The sequence below is a fragment of the Pumilibacter intestinalis genome (assembly GCF_943193005.1).
GTDB classification, from domain to species: Bacteria; Bacillota; Clostridia; order Christensenellales; family Pumilibacteraceae; genus Pumilibacter; species Pumilibacter intestinalis.
In genome coordinates this window covers 157212-170734 of sequence record NZ_CALPCH010000002.1, presented here as the reverse complement: position 1 = coordinate 170734, position 13523 = coordinate 157212, and the positions used below count along the sequence as shown (strand labels likewise).

15 protein-coding genes are annotated in these 13523 nt (G+C 49.0%); 1 reads left to right on the top strand and 14 read right to left on the bottom strand.

Translation table 11 applies throughout. From position 1 onward, the window contains the following. Positions 1–51: 51 nt before the first annotated feature. From NFR55_RS01770 to NFR55_RS01725, 10 genes are all read right to left on the bottom strand, one after another. Entirely contained in the window at positions 52–411 is a 360-nt protein-coding gene (locus tag NFR55_RS01770; RefSeq protein ID WP_251545618.1) for a sporulation initiation factor Spo0A C-terminal domain-containing protein, read from the bottom strand. A gap of 190 nt (positions 412–601) precedes the next feature. Further along, positions 602–1228: a bifunctional phosphoribosyl-AMP cyclohydrolase/phosphoribosyl-ATP diphosphatase HisIE gene (gene hisIE, locus NFR55_RS01765; protein ID WP_251545617.1), complete on the bottom strand. Its 627-nt coding sequence runs from the start codon at positions 1226–1228 to the stop codon at positions 602–604. Positions 1229–1234: 6 nt separating this feature from the next. Further along, entirely contained in the window at positions 1235–1951 is a 717-nt protein-coding gene (gene hisA, locus NFR55_RS01760) for a 1-(5-phosphoribosyl)-5-[(5-phosphoribosylamino)methylideneamino]imidazole-4-carboxamide isomerase (protein ID WP_251545615.1), read from the bottom strand. Beyond that, positions 1948–2529: an imidazoleglycerol-phosphate dehydratase HisB gene (hisB, locus tag NFR55_RS01755; protein WP_251545613.1), complete on the bottom strand. Its 582-nt coding sequence runs from the start codon at positions 2527–2529 to the stop codon at positions 1948–1950. Before hisB ends, hisA begins: the two co-directional genes overlap by 4 nt. Further along, positions 2526–3815: a histidinol dehydrogenase gene (gene hisD, locus NFR55_RS01750; protein WP_251545611.1), complete on the bottom strand. Its 1290-nt coding sequence runs from the start codon at positions 3813–3815 to the stop codon at positions 2526–2528. Before hisD ends, hisB begins: the two co-directional genes overlap by 4 nt. Then, the gene (hisG, locus tag NFR55_RS01745) at positions 3812–4447 is read right to left on the bottom strand and encodes an ATP phosphoribosyltransferase (protein ID WP_251545609.1); all 636 of its coding nucleotides are present in this window, start codon (positions 4445–4447) and stop codon (positions 3812–3814) included. Before hisG ends, hisD begins: the two co-directional genes overlap by 4 nt. Next, positions 4435–5646 carry an ATP phosphoribosyltransferase regulatory subunit gene (locus tag NFR55_RS01740; RefSeq protein ID WP_251545607.1) on the bottom strand — a complete coding sequence of 404 codons (1212 nt, stop codon included), beginning with the start codon at positions 5644–5646 and terminating at the stop codon, positions 4435–4437. The genes hisG and NFR55_RS01740 overlap by 13 nt, the downstream gene beginning before the upstream one ends. A 68-nt stretch (positions 5647–5714) precedes the next feature. After that, positions 5715–7709: an ATP-dependent DNA helicase RecG gene (locus NFR55_RS01735; RefSeq protein ID WP_251545605.1), complete on the bottom strand. Its 1995-nt coding sequence runs from the start codon at positions 7707–7709 to the stop codon at positions 5715–5717. 13 nt (positions 7710–7722) lie between these two features. Next, positions 7723–9366: a DAK2 domain-containing protein gene (locus NFR55_RS01730; protein ID WP_251545603.1), complete on the bottom strand. Its 1644-nt coding sequence runs from the start codon at positions 9364–9366 to the stop codon at positions 7723–7725. Between the two features lie 38 nt (positions 9367–9404). Further along, complete coding sequence (locus NFR55_RS01725) at positions 9405–9755, bottom strand: Asp23/Gls24 family envelope stress response protein (RefSeq protein WP_251545600.1); 351 nt, start codon at positions 9753–9755, stop codon at positions 9405–9407. Positions 9756–9958: 203 nt separating this feature from the next. Here NFR55_RS01725 and rpmB point away from each other — a divergent pair, with 203 nt between their 5' ends. Beyond that, complete coding sequence (gene rpmB / locus NFR55_RS01720) at positions 9959–10144, top strand: 50S ribosomal protein L28 (RefSeq protein ID WP_251545598.1); 186 nt, start codon at positions 9959–9961, stop codon at positions 10142–10144. Between the two features lie 166 nt (positions 10145–10310). On the opposite strand, the gene NFR55_RS01715 is transcribed toward rpmB, so the two are convergent. The 4 genes from NFR55_RS01715 to rlmN are packed head-to-tail and all read right to left on the bottom strand — an operon-like array spanning position 10311 to position 13521. Continuing rightward, positions 10311–10955 (bottom strand): thiamine diphosphokinase, encoded by a 645-nt coding sequence (locus NFR55_RS01715; protein ID WP_251545596.1) that lies wholly within the window; start codon positions 10953–10955, stop codon positions 10311–10313. Then, entirely contained in the window at positions 10952–11620 is a 669-nt protein-coding gene (gene rpe, locus NFR55_RS01710; RefSeq protein WP_251545594.1) for a ribulose-phosphate 3-epimerase, read from the bottom strand. The genes NFR55_RS01715 and rpe overlap by 4 nt, the downstream gene beginning before the upstream one ends. Next, positions 11610–12497 carry a ribosome small subunit-dependent GTPase A gene (gene rsgA, locus NFR55_RS01705; RefSeq protein ID WP_251545592.1) on the bottom strand — a complete coding sequence of 296 codons (888 nt, stop codon included), beginning with the start codon at positions 12495–12497 and terminating at the stop codon, positions 11610–11612. The genes rpe and rsgA overlap by 11 nt, the downstream gene beginning before the upstream one ends. After that, complete coding sequence (rlmN, locus tag NFR55_RS01700; RefSeq protein ID WP_251545591.1) at positions 12484–13521, bottom strand: dual-specificity RNA methyltransferase RlmN; 1038 nt, start codon at positions 13519–13521, stop codon at positions 12484–12486. The genes rsgA and rlmN overlap by 14 nt, the downstream gene beginning before the upstream one ends. Positions 13522–13523 lie beyond the last annotated feature (2 nt).

Sequence of the window (13523 nt, the reverse complement as noted above, 5' to 3'; positions counted from 1 at the left end):
TTATTTTAACCTATCGAGGCAAATTTTGTCAAATATATGGACTTGCTTATTTTAATATACCAATTCATCATCCTGATAAAAACAACATAAATACTCCACTATATACATAATAAAATCGGATAATCGGGGCAATTCGCAAATTATATTCGCATTATATAAATCGTTCAGCCCCTCGAGTTTGTTCGCGTTATACACGCGCATAACGGCGAAACGCATGCAACGCTCCACAGCCGAAGCTGTTGTGTTTTGCAATTTCGCAACTTCGGAATATAATCCGCACATAGTTATGGACTCGCGAGCAATCTTCAAAAGTATCGCGCTCGTTAAATAACGATATCCGTTCATGCTCGGCGCAACGCCGAGACTTATCAACAACTTTTGTACCGTGGCTTTGTTCACTTGTTTCTTCATAATTTTACCTCCTGTATATATTATAAATATTAGCAAGAACGGTAAAATAAGTAAACTCATATAGCTTCATAGTTTTTGAATGTTAATCATAATTATTGATAATTTTTATACGTTTTCGACGCTTTCACGCATTTATCGCACAAAAAAAACGAAACCCGCCGAGGTTTCGTTTTCAAGCAATACTTTAATATCAATAATTTCTTTTTCTTTCGGAAGCCGCGCGTTCTTCGAGCACGGCAAGCACGTCGGAAAGCGTTATGCCCCTGTCGTTCATGAGCACGAACGTATGATAATACAAATCGGCAAGTTCGCAAGCAAGTTCGTCTTTATCGTTTTTCATTGCCGCTATTATGCTCTCGGAAGCCTCCTCACCGATTTTTTTGCAAATTTTTTCCACGCCTTTATCGAGCAAGTAGTTTGTATACGAGCCTGCTTGCGGATTGTTGCGCCTTTTCGCAATCGTTTCGCAATCCCTGAAAAGCACGGCGATATTAGGAACTTTCTCGAACTCTTTCATAACGGTGTAAAAACAACTGCGTTCTCCCGTATGACACGCCGCGCCCGTCTGCTCCACGCGCAACAATATCGAGTCGCCGTCGCAATCGGTTCGTACCTCTATCACTTTTTGATAGTGCCCGCTCGTTTCGCCCTTAAGCCACAGCTTTTTGCGACTCCTGCTGTAATAATGAGCCTTGCCCGTCTGCAAAGTTTTCTCGAGTGCTTCGGCGTTCATATACGCTTGCATGAGCACTTCGTTTGTGTAAGCGTCGGCGGCTATAGCCACTACAAGTCCGTCGGAATTGAATTTCACGTTCATAATCTTTTACTCCTTTGCCGCCGCAAGCGCGTCCGAAAGGGTGAGCTTGTTTTCATACAACGCCTTGCCGAGTATCGCGCCGTACATTCTTTGTGCTTTGAGAGCGCGAATATCCGCCGCGCCGCTCACTCCGCCGCTCGCTATCACTTTAAGCCGCGTTTTATCCGCCATTTCTTTGCATGCCGCCACGTTCACTCCGCTGAGTGCGCCGTCGTTGCGGATATCGGTATACACAACGTATCTTACGCCCGCGCCGTACATCTCTTTGCCCAAATTTACGGGAGTTACGTTCGCGCTCGAGAGCCAACCTCTCGTGGCTACGCAACCGTCTTTGGCGTCTATGCCGCACACAATGCGCTCCGCCCCGAATTCTTTTACTGCGCGAATTACCGTATCGGGTTCTTCGCAACAAACCGTGCCGAGTATTACTCTCGCAACGCCGCCCGAAAGTCTTTTTTCGATATCGTCGAGAGAGCGCACTCCGCCGCCCGTTTGCACCGATATTTTTACCGCTTTGGCTATTTCGCGAATTAAACTCAGATTTTCTTCCGCTCCGCTTTTCGCGGCGTTCAAATCCACTATGTGCAAATATTCCGCGCCGTTATCCGCCCACTTTTTCGCCATGACTACGGGCTCGCCGTATTCGGTAACTTTATCGTATTCGCCGTGCAAAAGTCTTACGCACTTGCCGTCGAGTATATCTATAGCGGGAAACAGTATCATTCCAAAATTCCTTTACTGCTCGGTATCTTTTCGCCCGTAGTTTTCACCGCGTCGGAAAGAGCGTGCGCGAACGACTTGAAAACAGCTTCCGCCATGTGGTGCAAGTTTCCGCCGTAGAGTAGCTCGACGTGCGCTGTTATCATGCCGTAAGAGCAAAACGCGCGGAAAAATTCTTCGGTAAGCTCGGTGTCGAAATCGCCCGTCTTTCCCTTCAGTCCGTCGGCGCGATAAACCAAACAGGGTCTGCCGCTCACGTCTATCACCGTGCGGGCAAGGGTTTCGTCCATGGGTATATAAGAGGTTGCGTAACGGGCAATTCCCTTTTTGTCGCCGAGCAACTCGTGCAAGAGTTTGCCCATGACTATGCCCACGTCTTCCACCGAGTGGTGCGCGTCAACTTTGATATCGCCTTTAACGCTCACAAATAAGTCTATGCCCGAATGACACGAAAACAGCTCCAACATGTGGTCGAAAAATCCAACGCCCGTTGAAATATCGTACGCGCCGTTTCCGTCGAGGTTCATCTTTACGCAAATTTCCGTTTCTTTGGTCTTTCTTTCCTGCCGTCCTTCTCTCATACCGTCTCCTTAATTATTCTCGTTCTCACGGAGTTGGCGTGCGCGGTGAGTCCTTCCGCTTGCGCAAGAGCAATGATATCTTCCGCCGCCGCCTCGAGAGAGTTCGAGTCGTACTCTATCAAACTAATTCTTTTCATATAACTGTCTACGCCGAGCGCGGAACAAAACGCCGCAGTGCCCGACGTGGGCAAAACGTGGTTTGTGCCCGCGTAATAATCGCCCAACGGCTCGGGCGAGTAATTACCCAAAAACACCGCGCCCGCGTTCGTAATCTTACAAAGATATTTTTCTCGGTCTTTAATGCAAAGTTCCAAATGCTCGGGAGCTACTTTGTTCGCCAACTCCACGGCTCGGTCTATATCTTTCACAACTACTATACTGCCGTAATCGCACAGCGACTTTTCGGCTATAGCGGCTCTTTCCAAAGTTTTCAGTTGCGTATAAAGTTCTTCTTTTACTTTCTCCGCAAGCTCGCGGCTGTCGGTTATGAGCAAACTCATCGCAAGTTCGTCGTGCTCGGCTTGCGACAGCAAGTCTGCGGCTACGAACTTTGCGTTCGCCGTGTTGTCGGCAATTATGAGTATTTCGCTCGGTCCCGCTATCATATCTATGCCCGCCGCGCCGTAAATCTCGCGCTTAGCCAAAGCCACGTATATGTTGCCCGGTCCGCTTATTACGCTCGCTTTGGGAACTGTTTCCGTTCCGTATGCCATAGCCGCAATCGCTTGCGCTCCGCCTACTTTGTATATTTTGCTTACTCCGCACTCGTTCGCCGCAACAAGCGTGAGCGGATTTAATCCGCCGCCCGCAGGCGTCGTCATTATAATATCGGATACTCCCGCCACAACCGCGGGCAACGCGCACATGAGCACCGAACTCGGATACGCCGCTTTGCCGCCGGGAACGTATAGCCCCGCGCGTTCTACGGGTCTGTACAGTATGCCCGTGGTTTTTCCTCCCGCGGTTACTATATCGTCTTTTCTCTTTTGCCGCTTGTGAAACTCGAATATGTTTTCTTTGGCTCTTCTAAGCGCGTTCAAAGTTTTTTGCGGCACGGCTCTATACGCCTCGTCTATTTCCTCCCGAGTCGCTTTTACGCTCTCGGAGTCCAGACTTATCTTATCGAACTTTGTGGTATATTCGAAAAGAGCTTTGTCGCCGCGATTGCGAACGTCATCTATTATCTTTTTTACCGTGCCGAGTATCTCTCCCGAGTTCAGTTTTCCGCGCTCGAAAATCCTCGATAAATCTCCGTTTCCGTCCAATATGGGTATAAGCTCTTTCATCTCCCCTCCACTATTTCCGAAATTTTGTTTACAAGCGGCAAAACCTCGTCTTTCTTTGTTTTCAAAGACACTTTGTTCACCACGAGCCGAGCGGACAGCTTGCATATCTCTTCCAAAACCACCAAACCGTTTGCCTCGAGAGTTTTACCGCTCTCAACTATATCCACTATCACGTCGGTTAAACCTATTACGGGCCCGAGCTCCACCGACCCCGTCAGCTTGATTATATCCACGTCAATCCCTTTCGAGGCGTAATAATCTTTAGCCACGCGAACGTATTTACTCGCCACGCGAAGTTTGTTTTGCGTTATGCTGTTGTTTTTATCGGCAAACCCCGCCACGCACATAGCGCATGCGCCGAATTTGAGGTCGAGCATTTCGTAAATATCTTTGCTTTCTTCGAGCAATGTGTCTTTGCCCACAACTCCCATATCCGCCGCGCCGCGCTCGATATACGTGGGAACGTCGGCGGGCTTTACGAAAATAAACCTGTATTTGCCTTCGCCGTCATACAGTACGAGTTTGCGCGTGTCTTTTTTTAGCGGCGCACAGTCTACGCCGCACTTATCGAGTATTTCTATGGCTTTTTCGGCAAGACGACCTTTCGCCAGAGCTATGGTTATTTGTCGCACGGTTCTTTACCTCTCACGTATTTTACGGCGTTACCCGTTATGGAAAAAGCGTTTTCTATGCCCTTTGTCTCGCAGTATTCTTCGAGCGCGTTCTCACCGTCCGCAAAAAGTTTTTCCAAAGCAAATCCTTTGCTCCGCAACTTTGAAACGTATTCGTATTCTTTCTTAAAACTTTTGCCGTCGGAAATATACGCGCAGTCGATAAATTTCGGCGTTGTAAGTTTGAGTTCCTTTTCAAGCGCGATAAGCAATCTTTTCACGCCTATGCAAAACCCCACGGCAGGCATTGGCGAACCGAACGACGAACACAGTCCGTCGTAACGCCCGCCGTCCAAAATAGGCATGCCGAACTCTGACGAAAATCCTTTCATTACCATACCCGTGTAATATTCGCCGCGCAAAAGTCCCAAATCCACCGAAACGTATTTGTCAAGCCCTGCGGCTTTGAGCGCGTTCACAACGGTTTCGAGCCCGTCAATCGCGTTCAAACTTCTTTCGTTGCACACTCCCGCGCGGGCACGCTCGAAAACCTCGCAGTCGCCGAAAAGCGAAGGCAATTTCAAAAATTGCGCAACGAACTTTTCGTTCACGTTTTTGTCGCGCAAAAATATCTCTACTCCGAGCATGTCTTTTTTGTTAATGAGAGCGCGCAGTTCGCCCGCATCCGAGTCGCTCAAGCCCGACTCCATAGCTATCCCGTTAAAATAGTCGACTTGCCCGAGCTCGAGCATAAAGTCGCCGAGCCCTGCCGCAAGCAAACTTTCAATCGCCGTTACCACGATTTCCATATCGCCCGCAGAGCCGCTGTTTCCGAGCAGTTCAACGCCCGCCTGCGGAAATTCTCTGCTTCGCGCCGTCGTCTCGTCCGAAATATATTCGTAACTGTTTTCCAAATAGTATACTTTGTTTATAAGCTCGGGTTCGAGTTTGGACTCCGCCATGCGGCAAATCTGCAAAGTCGGGTCGAACCTGAGCATAAGCAAGCTGCCGTCGCTGTCCGTAGTCTTAAAAGTCTTTTTCACAGCCGAGCGGTCGAGAACTCGGTCGTACGCGTCGAAAAATTCTATCGCCGGCATGCTCACTCGCAAAAATCCGTGCGCAGCAAATACCGCGGCAAGTTTTTGCTCAACCGCAATCTTGTTATAACATTCGCTCGGCATGAAATCCTGCACGCCGAAAGGCAGTTGAAATTTTTTCACACGCGCTCCTCGGAATTTAAGTATAATTGATACATTATAAAACGAACGCGTATAAATTGTCAAGCAAATCAGTTCATGGTTATAGTTCTTACGTATTGTTCCGCGCCGCTTTTAGCCGCCGCTTTAATTCCCGCCGCGGCGTCTGCGTCGCGCAGCACCTCTTCGGATATCGCTTTTGCCTCCGATATAAGAGCGGCGTCTATCTTTACGGGGAGTTCCTCCGCGTCGCCGTGCTGACGAGTTCCTATAAAATCCCCCGCGCCGCGCTTCTCGAAATCGTATTCAGAAAGCTCGAACCCGTTGTTGCAGTTGCGGAAAAATTCCAACCGCTCGGGCACGGTTCCTTTAACGGGCAAAAAGCAATAACTCTTTTTGTCGCCGCGCCCCACGCGCCCGCGAAGCTGGTGCAACTGACTCAATCCGTACCGCTCGGAATTGAAAATTATTATGTTCGCCGCGCTCGGTACGTCTATCCCCACCTCTATTACGGTGGTTGCAACCAAAACTTTGATTTTGCCGCGCGAAAAATCGCCCATTATTTCGTTTTTCTCGGAGTCTTTTAGTTTGCCGTGCAACAGCCCTATTCCCACGCACGCATATTTCGCTTTGAGCCGCGCATACAATTCCGCCGCCGAAACGAGTCCCTCTTCTTCGTCGGAGTCAATTCGCGGACAAACCATATAAGTGCCCTCTCCGAGTCGCGCCCGTTCCAAAACATAATCGAACATTCCCTCGAACTTTTTTTCGGGCACTGCCGACGTGATTATTTCGGGTCGCCCTGCGGGCAACGCGGTTATGCAAGACTGCTCGAGCTCGCCGTATAAAGTGAGCGCGAGCGTGCGAGGTATAGGCGTTGCCGTCATCACGAGAATATCCGCATTGGGAGCTTTGCTCTCCAATTTGCCGCGCTGGTTCACGCCGAAACGCTGTTGTTCGTCGGTTATTATAAGCGCGGGCTTTGCAAACCGAACGTCGTCGCTTAACAGCGCGTGCGTGCCTATCACTATATCCGCAACTTTGTTTTCTATATTAAACAAAGCCTGCTCGCGTTCCGTTTTGTTCAAACTGCCGCTCAACAACACCGCTTTCGCGCCCGCACACTCCAAAAATTTTATCGCCGACTTGTAATGCTGTACGGCAAGTATCTCGGTGGGAGCCATAAGCACGCTCTGATATCCGTTGAGATAGGCAAAATACATTGCGAGCAAAGCAATAACGGTTTTGCCGCACCCCACGTCGCCCTGCAACAATCGGTTCATGGGCGTTTCGCTTTTGAGCGAAGCTATTATATCTTTTAACGCCGCGGTCTGACTGCGGGTAAGCTCGAACGGCAAAGAACTTATAATATTGTTCAAATCGCCGAAATCGCGCGAGTACTCGAATTTCTCGGAGCGGCTCGCCATTGCTTTCACCGCCGAAAACATACACAGCGAATAGCTGAGCTTTTCGAGCGACAACGCACGCGCCGCATTATGCGCGGAAATAATATTCGTAGGACGGTGAACCTCGCAAAACGCTTTGCCGAGCGGCGGCAAACCGTGATTTGCTCTCACGCTTTCGGGAATATAACCGTGCACGTCCGCGCAAGAGAGCAACATATCCACGGCTTCCGAAAAAACGCTTTGAGGTATTCCGGGGATATTCCTATATAAAGCAACGGTATTTTTTCCGTTTTGCCTTACTATTACGGGCGCGGACAGCGTTATTTTATTGCGGAACTTTTTTATTTTTCCGTGCAGACACACGAATTTCCCCTTCGGCAAAGCCGCTTTTATGTATTTTTGATTGAACCACGCCGCTTCAATCTCGCCGTATTGCGTTTGCAGGGTTGCTTGAGTAAGGCGCAACCCTTTTCTCAAAAATTTCACTACGGGTTCGTTTATTACCGTGCCCGCAACCGTCAACTCGTCGCCCGTTTTGAGCTTGTCTATATCCGCCCGCGCGTCGAGTTCGACGTATTTGTACGGAAAGTGCAACAATAAATCGAGCGGACGGACAATGCCGACCGCTCTGAGCTTTTCTATTCGGGTTTTTCCCAACCCCTTTATATCTTCTAAGTTCAATGTATACCGCTGATTATTCCAACGCCACTATATAATAGTAAAGCGGTTGTCCGCCGTAATGAATGTCAACGTCGCATCTATTGTATTTTTCGGAAAGTCGGCTCGCGATTTCGTTCGCCTCTTCCTCTTTAACCTCGTTGCCGAAATACAAAGTGATATTGCAAACCGAACTGTCCATCATCTTATCCACAAGCTCGGCGGTAACGTTTTCCACTTTTTCGCCCTTTGCAATTATGTTTTTGGCATCCACGCCTATTATATCGCCTTCTTTCAAGTCGAAATTGTCAACGTGCGAACTGCGCACCGCATATGTAACCATGCCGGTTTTTACGTTGCCGATAGCTTCGTTCATGTTCGTAAGGTTATTGTCGAGCGTGTCCTCGGGATTGAAAGCGAGCACCGCCGAAAGCCCCTGCGGAATGTCTTTCGTGGGGATTATGTGCAAATTGTGCTTTGTGAGCACTTTGGCTTGCTCCGCGGCAAGAATTATGTTCTTGTTGTTGGGGAACACGAAAACGTCTTTGGCGGGAACGGCGTCGCACGCTTTGGCGATATCGTCCGCACTCGGGTTCATGGTCTGCCCCCCTTCTATCACGTTGTCTACAAGCAGGTCTTTGAATATATTCGTTAGCCCCTCTCCCGCGCACACGGCTACAAGCCCGTAAGGCTTTAAGTCCTGCTTTTTCTGAGCAATCAACGCGCGGTTTTGTTCGAGCATGTTTTCTATCTTTACGCGGTCTATCTCTCCGAGTTCGAGCGCGTATGTAAGAACGACTCCCGGCTCGTTGGAATGAACGTGCACTTTCACCATGTTCAAATCGCCTATAACGAGCACGCTGTCGCCTATCGTCATGAGATTTTCGCGGAAACGGTCTATATCCGCCTCGGTGGTTTTCTTGTTGAGATGAACTATGAAAAATTCGGTGCAGTATCCGAATTCGATTTCAGCCAAATCGTTGTAATCGAAATGCGCCTGTTCGTCGTACGCGCTGCCCGACTGAGCGGAGTTTATGTTATCGTCGAACGCGATATTCGTATCTTCCTGCCCGATTAACACATGGTAAAAGCCTTGGAAGATTATGAGCAGTCCTCTGCCGCCCGCATCCACAACGCCCGCCTTTTTGAGCACGGGGAGCATTTCGGGCGTTTGCTTGAGCGTTTCTTCGCCCGCCGCTATTATGCTTTCCAAAAACGCGGGTATTTCCATGCTCTTTTTGGTAATGCTTTTCGCGTGCTCGCTCATTGCGCGCACAACGGTAAGTATAGTTCCCTCTTTGGGCTTTGTTACCGCTTTATACGCAATCTCCGTTCCCGCGGCAAGAGCCTTGCCGAGAGTTTTGCTCGTTATTTCCTGATTTTGAGCAAGAACGGTAGTCATGCCCTTTAATATCTGACTGAGTATTACGCCGCTGTTGCCGCGTGCGCCGCGAAGCGCGCCTTTGCTAATCGCGTCGCTGAGAGCGTCGAGCCCGTTAGACGGACAGTTGGTAACCTCTTTCGCCGCCGACAACATGGTAAGCGACATGTTCGTTCCCGTGTCACCGTCGGGAACGGGAAATACGTTCAGCGAGTCTACGTGTTCTTTATTTGTATCGAGCAATTTTGCTCCGTTTAATATCATCTTGCGCAACGTTGCGCCGTTTATCGACTTTTGCATTTTGTCCTCCGCGTCTTAATGCATTTACGGAAACATCATTATACCCTTATTCCCACAACATTAACGTTTATGGTATCTACCACCATGCCCGTAAAGCGTTCGACGTCGTATTTAACGGATTTTTTTAGAGATTGGGCTACTGCCTCTATGGATACGCCGTACTTTATTATTACGTACAAATCAATGAATATGCGGTCGCCGCTCGTAAGCACGCGAACCCCGCGGGAAAGCCGTTTGCGTTTGAAAAGGTCCGCCAAACTGTCGGAAAACCGCTTCGAAACAAGGTCTACGATGCCGTAGCATTCGAGAGCCGTATTTCCGGCAACCTGCGCGATTGCCTCTTCGGTTATGGTTATCCTACCGTATGCGTTGGCGGTATTTACACTCAACTGCTTCTCTCCGCTAAATTATATGTATCCACACGTTATATTTTAACCCATTACTTATTTTTTTGCAAGAGTTTTCTCGATAATTTTCAAAAATATGCGTTAATTTCTTAAAAATCGGTACAAATTCGTTTGCTTTTATCTATAATTTGTGATATTATTGTTAGGCAAGTAAAAAAAACTGCGCCCGGGAGGTGTAAAATACAATGAGCAGAGTTTGCGTAATTTGCGGTAAAGGCAAGGTAAGCGGCAACAATGTGAGCCACTCCAACCGTCATACGAAGCGCACTTTCAGCGCCAACGTACACAAGGTAAGAATCGAGATAGACGGCAAAGAAAGCAACGAATACGTTTGCACCCGTTGTCTTCGTACCAATAAAAATTCGGACTGAGTTCCGGTTTTTACCTAAAATAAAAGAAACCGTTCGCGTGGTAGACCGAGCGGTTTCTTTTTATGTAGAGAACGTCATTCCCCGTCCTTTTGCTTCTTTCTGCAAAAAAGCAGTTTCAGAAATCCCGACAAAAACCTCGGGGCTTTCACGCATACGATACGCATACCTACCTCCTTTCTCGTACAAAGAGCAAAGCCGTCCCTCCGTCCGTTTCCACTTCGACGTTTTCTTCCGAGCTTTCGTTCGACACTCCCATTATGTAGTCGGGAGCGTCAACGTTATCGAATTTGCACATCTCGTAGTCGGTCAGAGCATACTTCAATCCCTTTGTATACAATATATGCACTTTGTCGGAAAAGGGTACTATAGATACCGTTGCGCCGATTTGCGTGTTTGCGGTAAACTTTCCGCGCACGAGATAAGCGTTCATCTCGCCGCAAAACACGGCTTTAACTCCCTTTTTGAGCGCGTAGGCAAGCAAAGCGAAATTGCTTTCCGCCATATCCGGTCTGCCGCCGTACGCACCGAATATATCTATATCGGTAAAGCCGCGTTCTATCATTATTTTAACAGCCAAAAAGCCGTCGGTATAGTCTTTGTCGGCGGAAAAAGCAACGGTTTCGCAACTCTCGCAAACGTTTTCAACGGCAAACGAGTCGAAATCGCCTATCACCGTATCGGGCACTCGCACAGCCGACAAATAGGCATACGCGCCGTCTGTACAATACACGGGAACACCTTCCGATACCGCTTTTTCTATGATATCTATTTGCGGCGGTTCGCCGTTAAGAAACAGTACGCCCTTTTTCATAGCGCGTGAAATTCTTCTATGACTTTTTCGGGATGAGCCGCCGAAAACAAAGTGTTGCCCGCAACGAGCACGTCCGCACCCGCCCGCACAATAGCCGCCGCGTTCTCCGCAGTTACTCCGCCGTCTATTTCGAGTAACGCGTTTTCGTTCAGTTCGTCGCGCATGGCTTTAAGCGCGGTCATTCTTTCGAGCGAACGCTCTATGAATTTCTGCCCGCCGAAACCGGGATAAACGCTCATTAAAAGCACGATATCGCATATGGGGAAACATTCGCGCAGAACCCGCACGCTCGTATCGGGACTTATAACCGCCCCGCACTTTATCCCCGAGCTTTTTATAAGTTCGAGCGTGGGAATAAGTTCCGAAGTGGCTTCCGCGTGAATTGTGAGCCAATCCGCGCCGGCGTCTATAAATCTCTGCGCATAGCGTTCGGGCTTGTCTATCATGAGATGCACGTCGAGCGGCATATCGGTTTTCTTCTTTATATCCGATATCATCTTAAATCCGAACGTGATGTTGGGCACGAATATACCGTCCATTACGTCGCAGTGTATTATATCCGCGCCGCATTGCTTCATTCGCGCGATTTCTTCGTTCATTCTTCCGAAATCCGCGCTCAAAATAGAGGGCGCAACCATAGTGCGGTGCTTGTTTTCAGTCGTCATATGCCTTTCTCCATGATTTTCTGTGTAAATTGCGTTTTTTAAGTTCTTCGCAGAGCATAAGATACCTTTCGTATCTGAGTCCGTTCAGCCGTCCGCTTTCAACCGCCGCGCGAACTGCGCAATTGGGTTCGCTTACGTGCGTGCACATGTGATATTTGCACCCGCTCGAAAGCGCAACGTATTCGTCGTAATACAGCGAAAGTTCTTCGGGCTTTATATCGAATAAATCGAGCGCGGCAAATCCGGGCGTGTCGGCAATATACGTTCCGTCCGAAATCTTTATAAGTTCCGCGCTTGTAGTCGTATTTTTACCTTTAAGCGTTTTTTCGCTCAAGTCGCCCACTTCGCGGTCAAGTCCGCACACGGCGTTTATAAGCGAGGTTTTGCCCACAGCCGACTGACCCGCAAAACACGAGAACCCGCCCGTAAGCAGTTTTTCGAGCGCGGCGGTTTCTTTCCGCTCGGCGCACACGGCTACTATCGCGTCCGCCACTCCCGCATATTGCGCCTCTACGCTCTCCGTAAAACCCTGCGGCGTAATATCGGTTTTGTTAACGCATATAACCGTGCTCACGCCCGCTTTATGCGCGCCTATAATCAGCTTGTCAACGGTAAGAAAATCGGTTTCGGGCAACGGCGCAACGGTGATAATCACTTTATCCGCGTTGGATACCGCAGGGCGTATCAAACGATTTTTGCGCTCCTCTATTTTATACAGCACGTACTCGTCGCCCGCCTGTTCCAAAAGCACGAAATCCCCTGGAAGCGGCAAAGTTTCGCGCTTGAGTTTTTTGCGCGATTTTACCTGCACCGACTCGTTTCCCACGTCTACCATGAACCTGTCGGACAAAACTTTGACTACTCTACCTTTCAGCAATGTAGTTTCTCCTAAGCTGTCCGCAAGCTCCGCCCACGTCGTTGCCGAACGAGCGGCGTATCGTTGCCGACACGTTCATTTCGGTAAGTCTTTGCAAAAACCGCTTTGCTTCTTCGTCCGAGCAACCTTGCATCCCCTTTTCTTTCACATAGTTTAGTTTTATGAGATTTACGTGCGACGGATATCCGCGCGTAATTTCCCGCAAACGTTTGCAATCGAACGCGCTCATATTTTTGCCCTTAACGAGCGCATACTCGAATATAATGCGCCTGCCCGTCTTTTCGAAATAGTATTTCACCGCTTCGGTAATTTGGGCAAGCGTGTATTTATGAGCTATGGGCATGAGCTCGCGGCGGCTTTCGTCGGTGGTGGCGTGCAAAGAAACCGACAACGTAACGCCGTATCCCTCGTCCGCAAGCCGTTTGATATTTTCAACCAACCCGCAAGTGGAAAGCGATATCGAGCGCATACCGAAATCGAGTGCGTTTTTATTGGTAACGAGCCGCAAAAACTTTGTTACGTTGTCGTAATTGTCGAGAGGTTCTCCGCTCCCCATAAGCACGAGATTGGATATTTTGCGATTTGCGGCACTGCCGCCGAGATAGCCGTTCACCGCTATAACCTGCGCCGCTATTTCGCCCGCAGTGAGATTTCTCACAAGCCCGCCGATGCCCGACGCGCAAAACGAACACCCCATGCGGCAACCGACCTGTGTAGACACGCACAGCGTATCGCCGTAGGAATGCGGCATATATACGCCCTCTATAATATTTCCGTCGTGATACTTGTACAAAAATTTTACCGAGCCGTCTTTGGAAACGAATTTTTCGGCAATAGTGAGCGGAACGGCTATATACTCTCGAGAAAGCTCCTTTCTGAACTCGGCGGGCAAATCGGTCATGCCGTCGAAATCCGCGCCGCTATACAACCATTTGAAAATTTGAGTCGCGCGAAAAGACGGCTGTCCCATTTCGGAAACAATCTTTTTCAGTTCGTCGATATCGTAATCCGCCAATATTTTCAAGA

Bases quoted from the DNA above. Each gene is read 5' to 3' on its own strand.
- NFR55_RS01770 (WP_251545618.1), bottom strand. From the start codon at position 411: ATGAAGAAACAAGTGAACAAAGCCACGGTACAAAAGTTGTTGATAAGT.
- hisIE (WP_251545617.1), bottom strand. From the start codon at position 1,228: ATGAACGTGAAATTCAATTCCGACGGACTTGTAGTGGCTATAGCCGCC.
- hisA (WP_251545615.1), bottom strand. From the start codon at position 1,951: ATGATACTGTTTCCCGCTATAGATATACTCGACGGCAAGTGCGTAAGA.
- hisB (WP_251545613.1), bottom strand. From the start codon at position 2,529: ATGAGAGAAGGACGGCAGGAAAGAAAGACCAAAGAAACGGAAATTTGC.
- hisD (WP_251545611.1), bottom strand. From the start codon at position 3,815: ATGAAAGAGCTTATACCCATATTGGACGGAAACGGAGATTTATCGAGG.
- NFR55_RS01730 (WP_251545603.1), bottom strand. From the start codon at position 9,366: ATGCAAAAGTCGATAAACGGCGCAACGTTGCGCAAGATGATATTAAAC.
- rpmB (WP_251545598.1), top strand. From the start codon at position 9,959: ATGAGCAGAGTTTGCGTAATTTGCGGTAAAGGCAAGGTAAGCGGCAAC.
- NFR55_RS01715 (WP_251545596.1), bottom strand. From the start codon at position 10,955: ATGAAAAAGGGCGTACTGTTTCTTAACGGCGAACCGCCGCAAATAGAT.
- rpe (WP_251545594.1), bottom strand. From the start codon at position 11,620: ATGACGACTGAAAACAAGCACCGCACTATGGTTGCGCCCTCTATTTTG.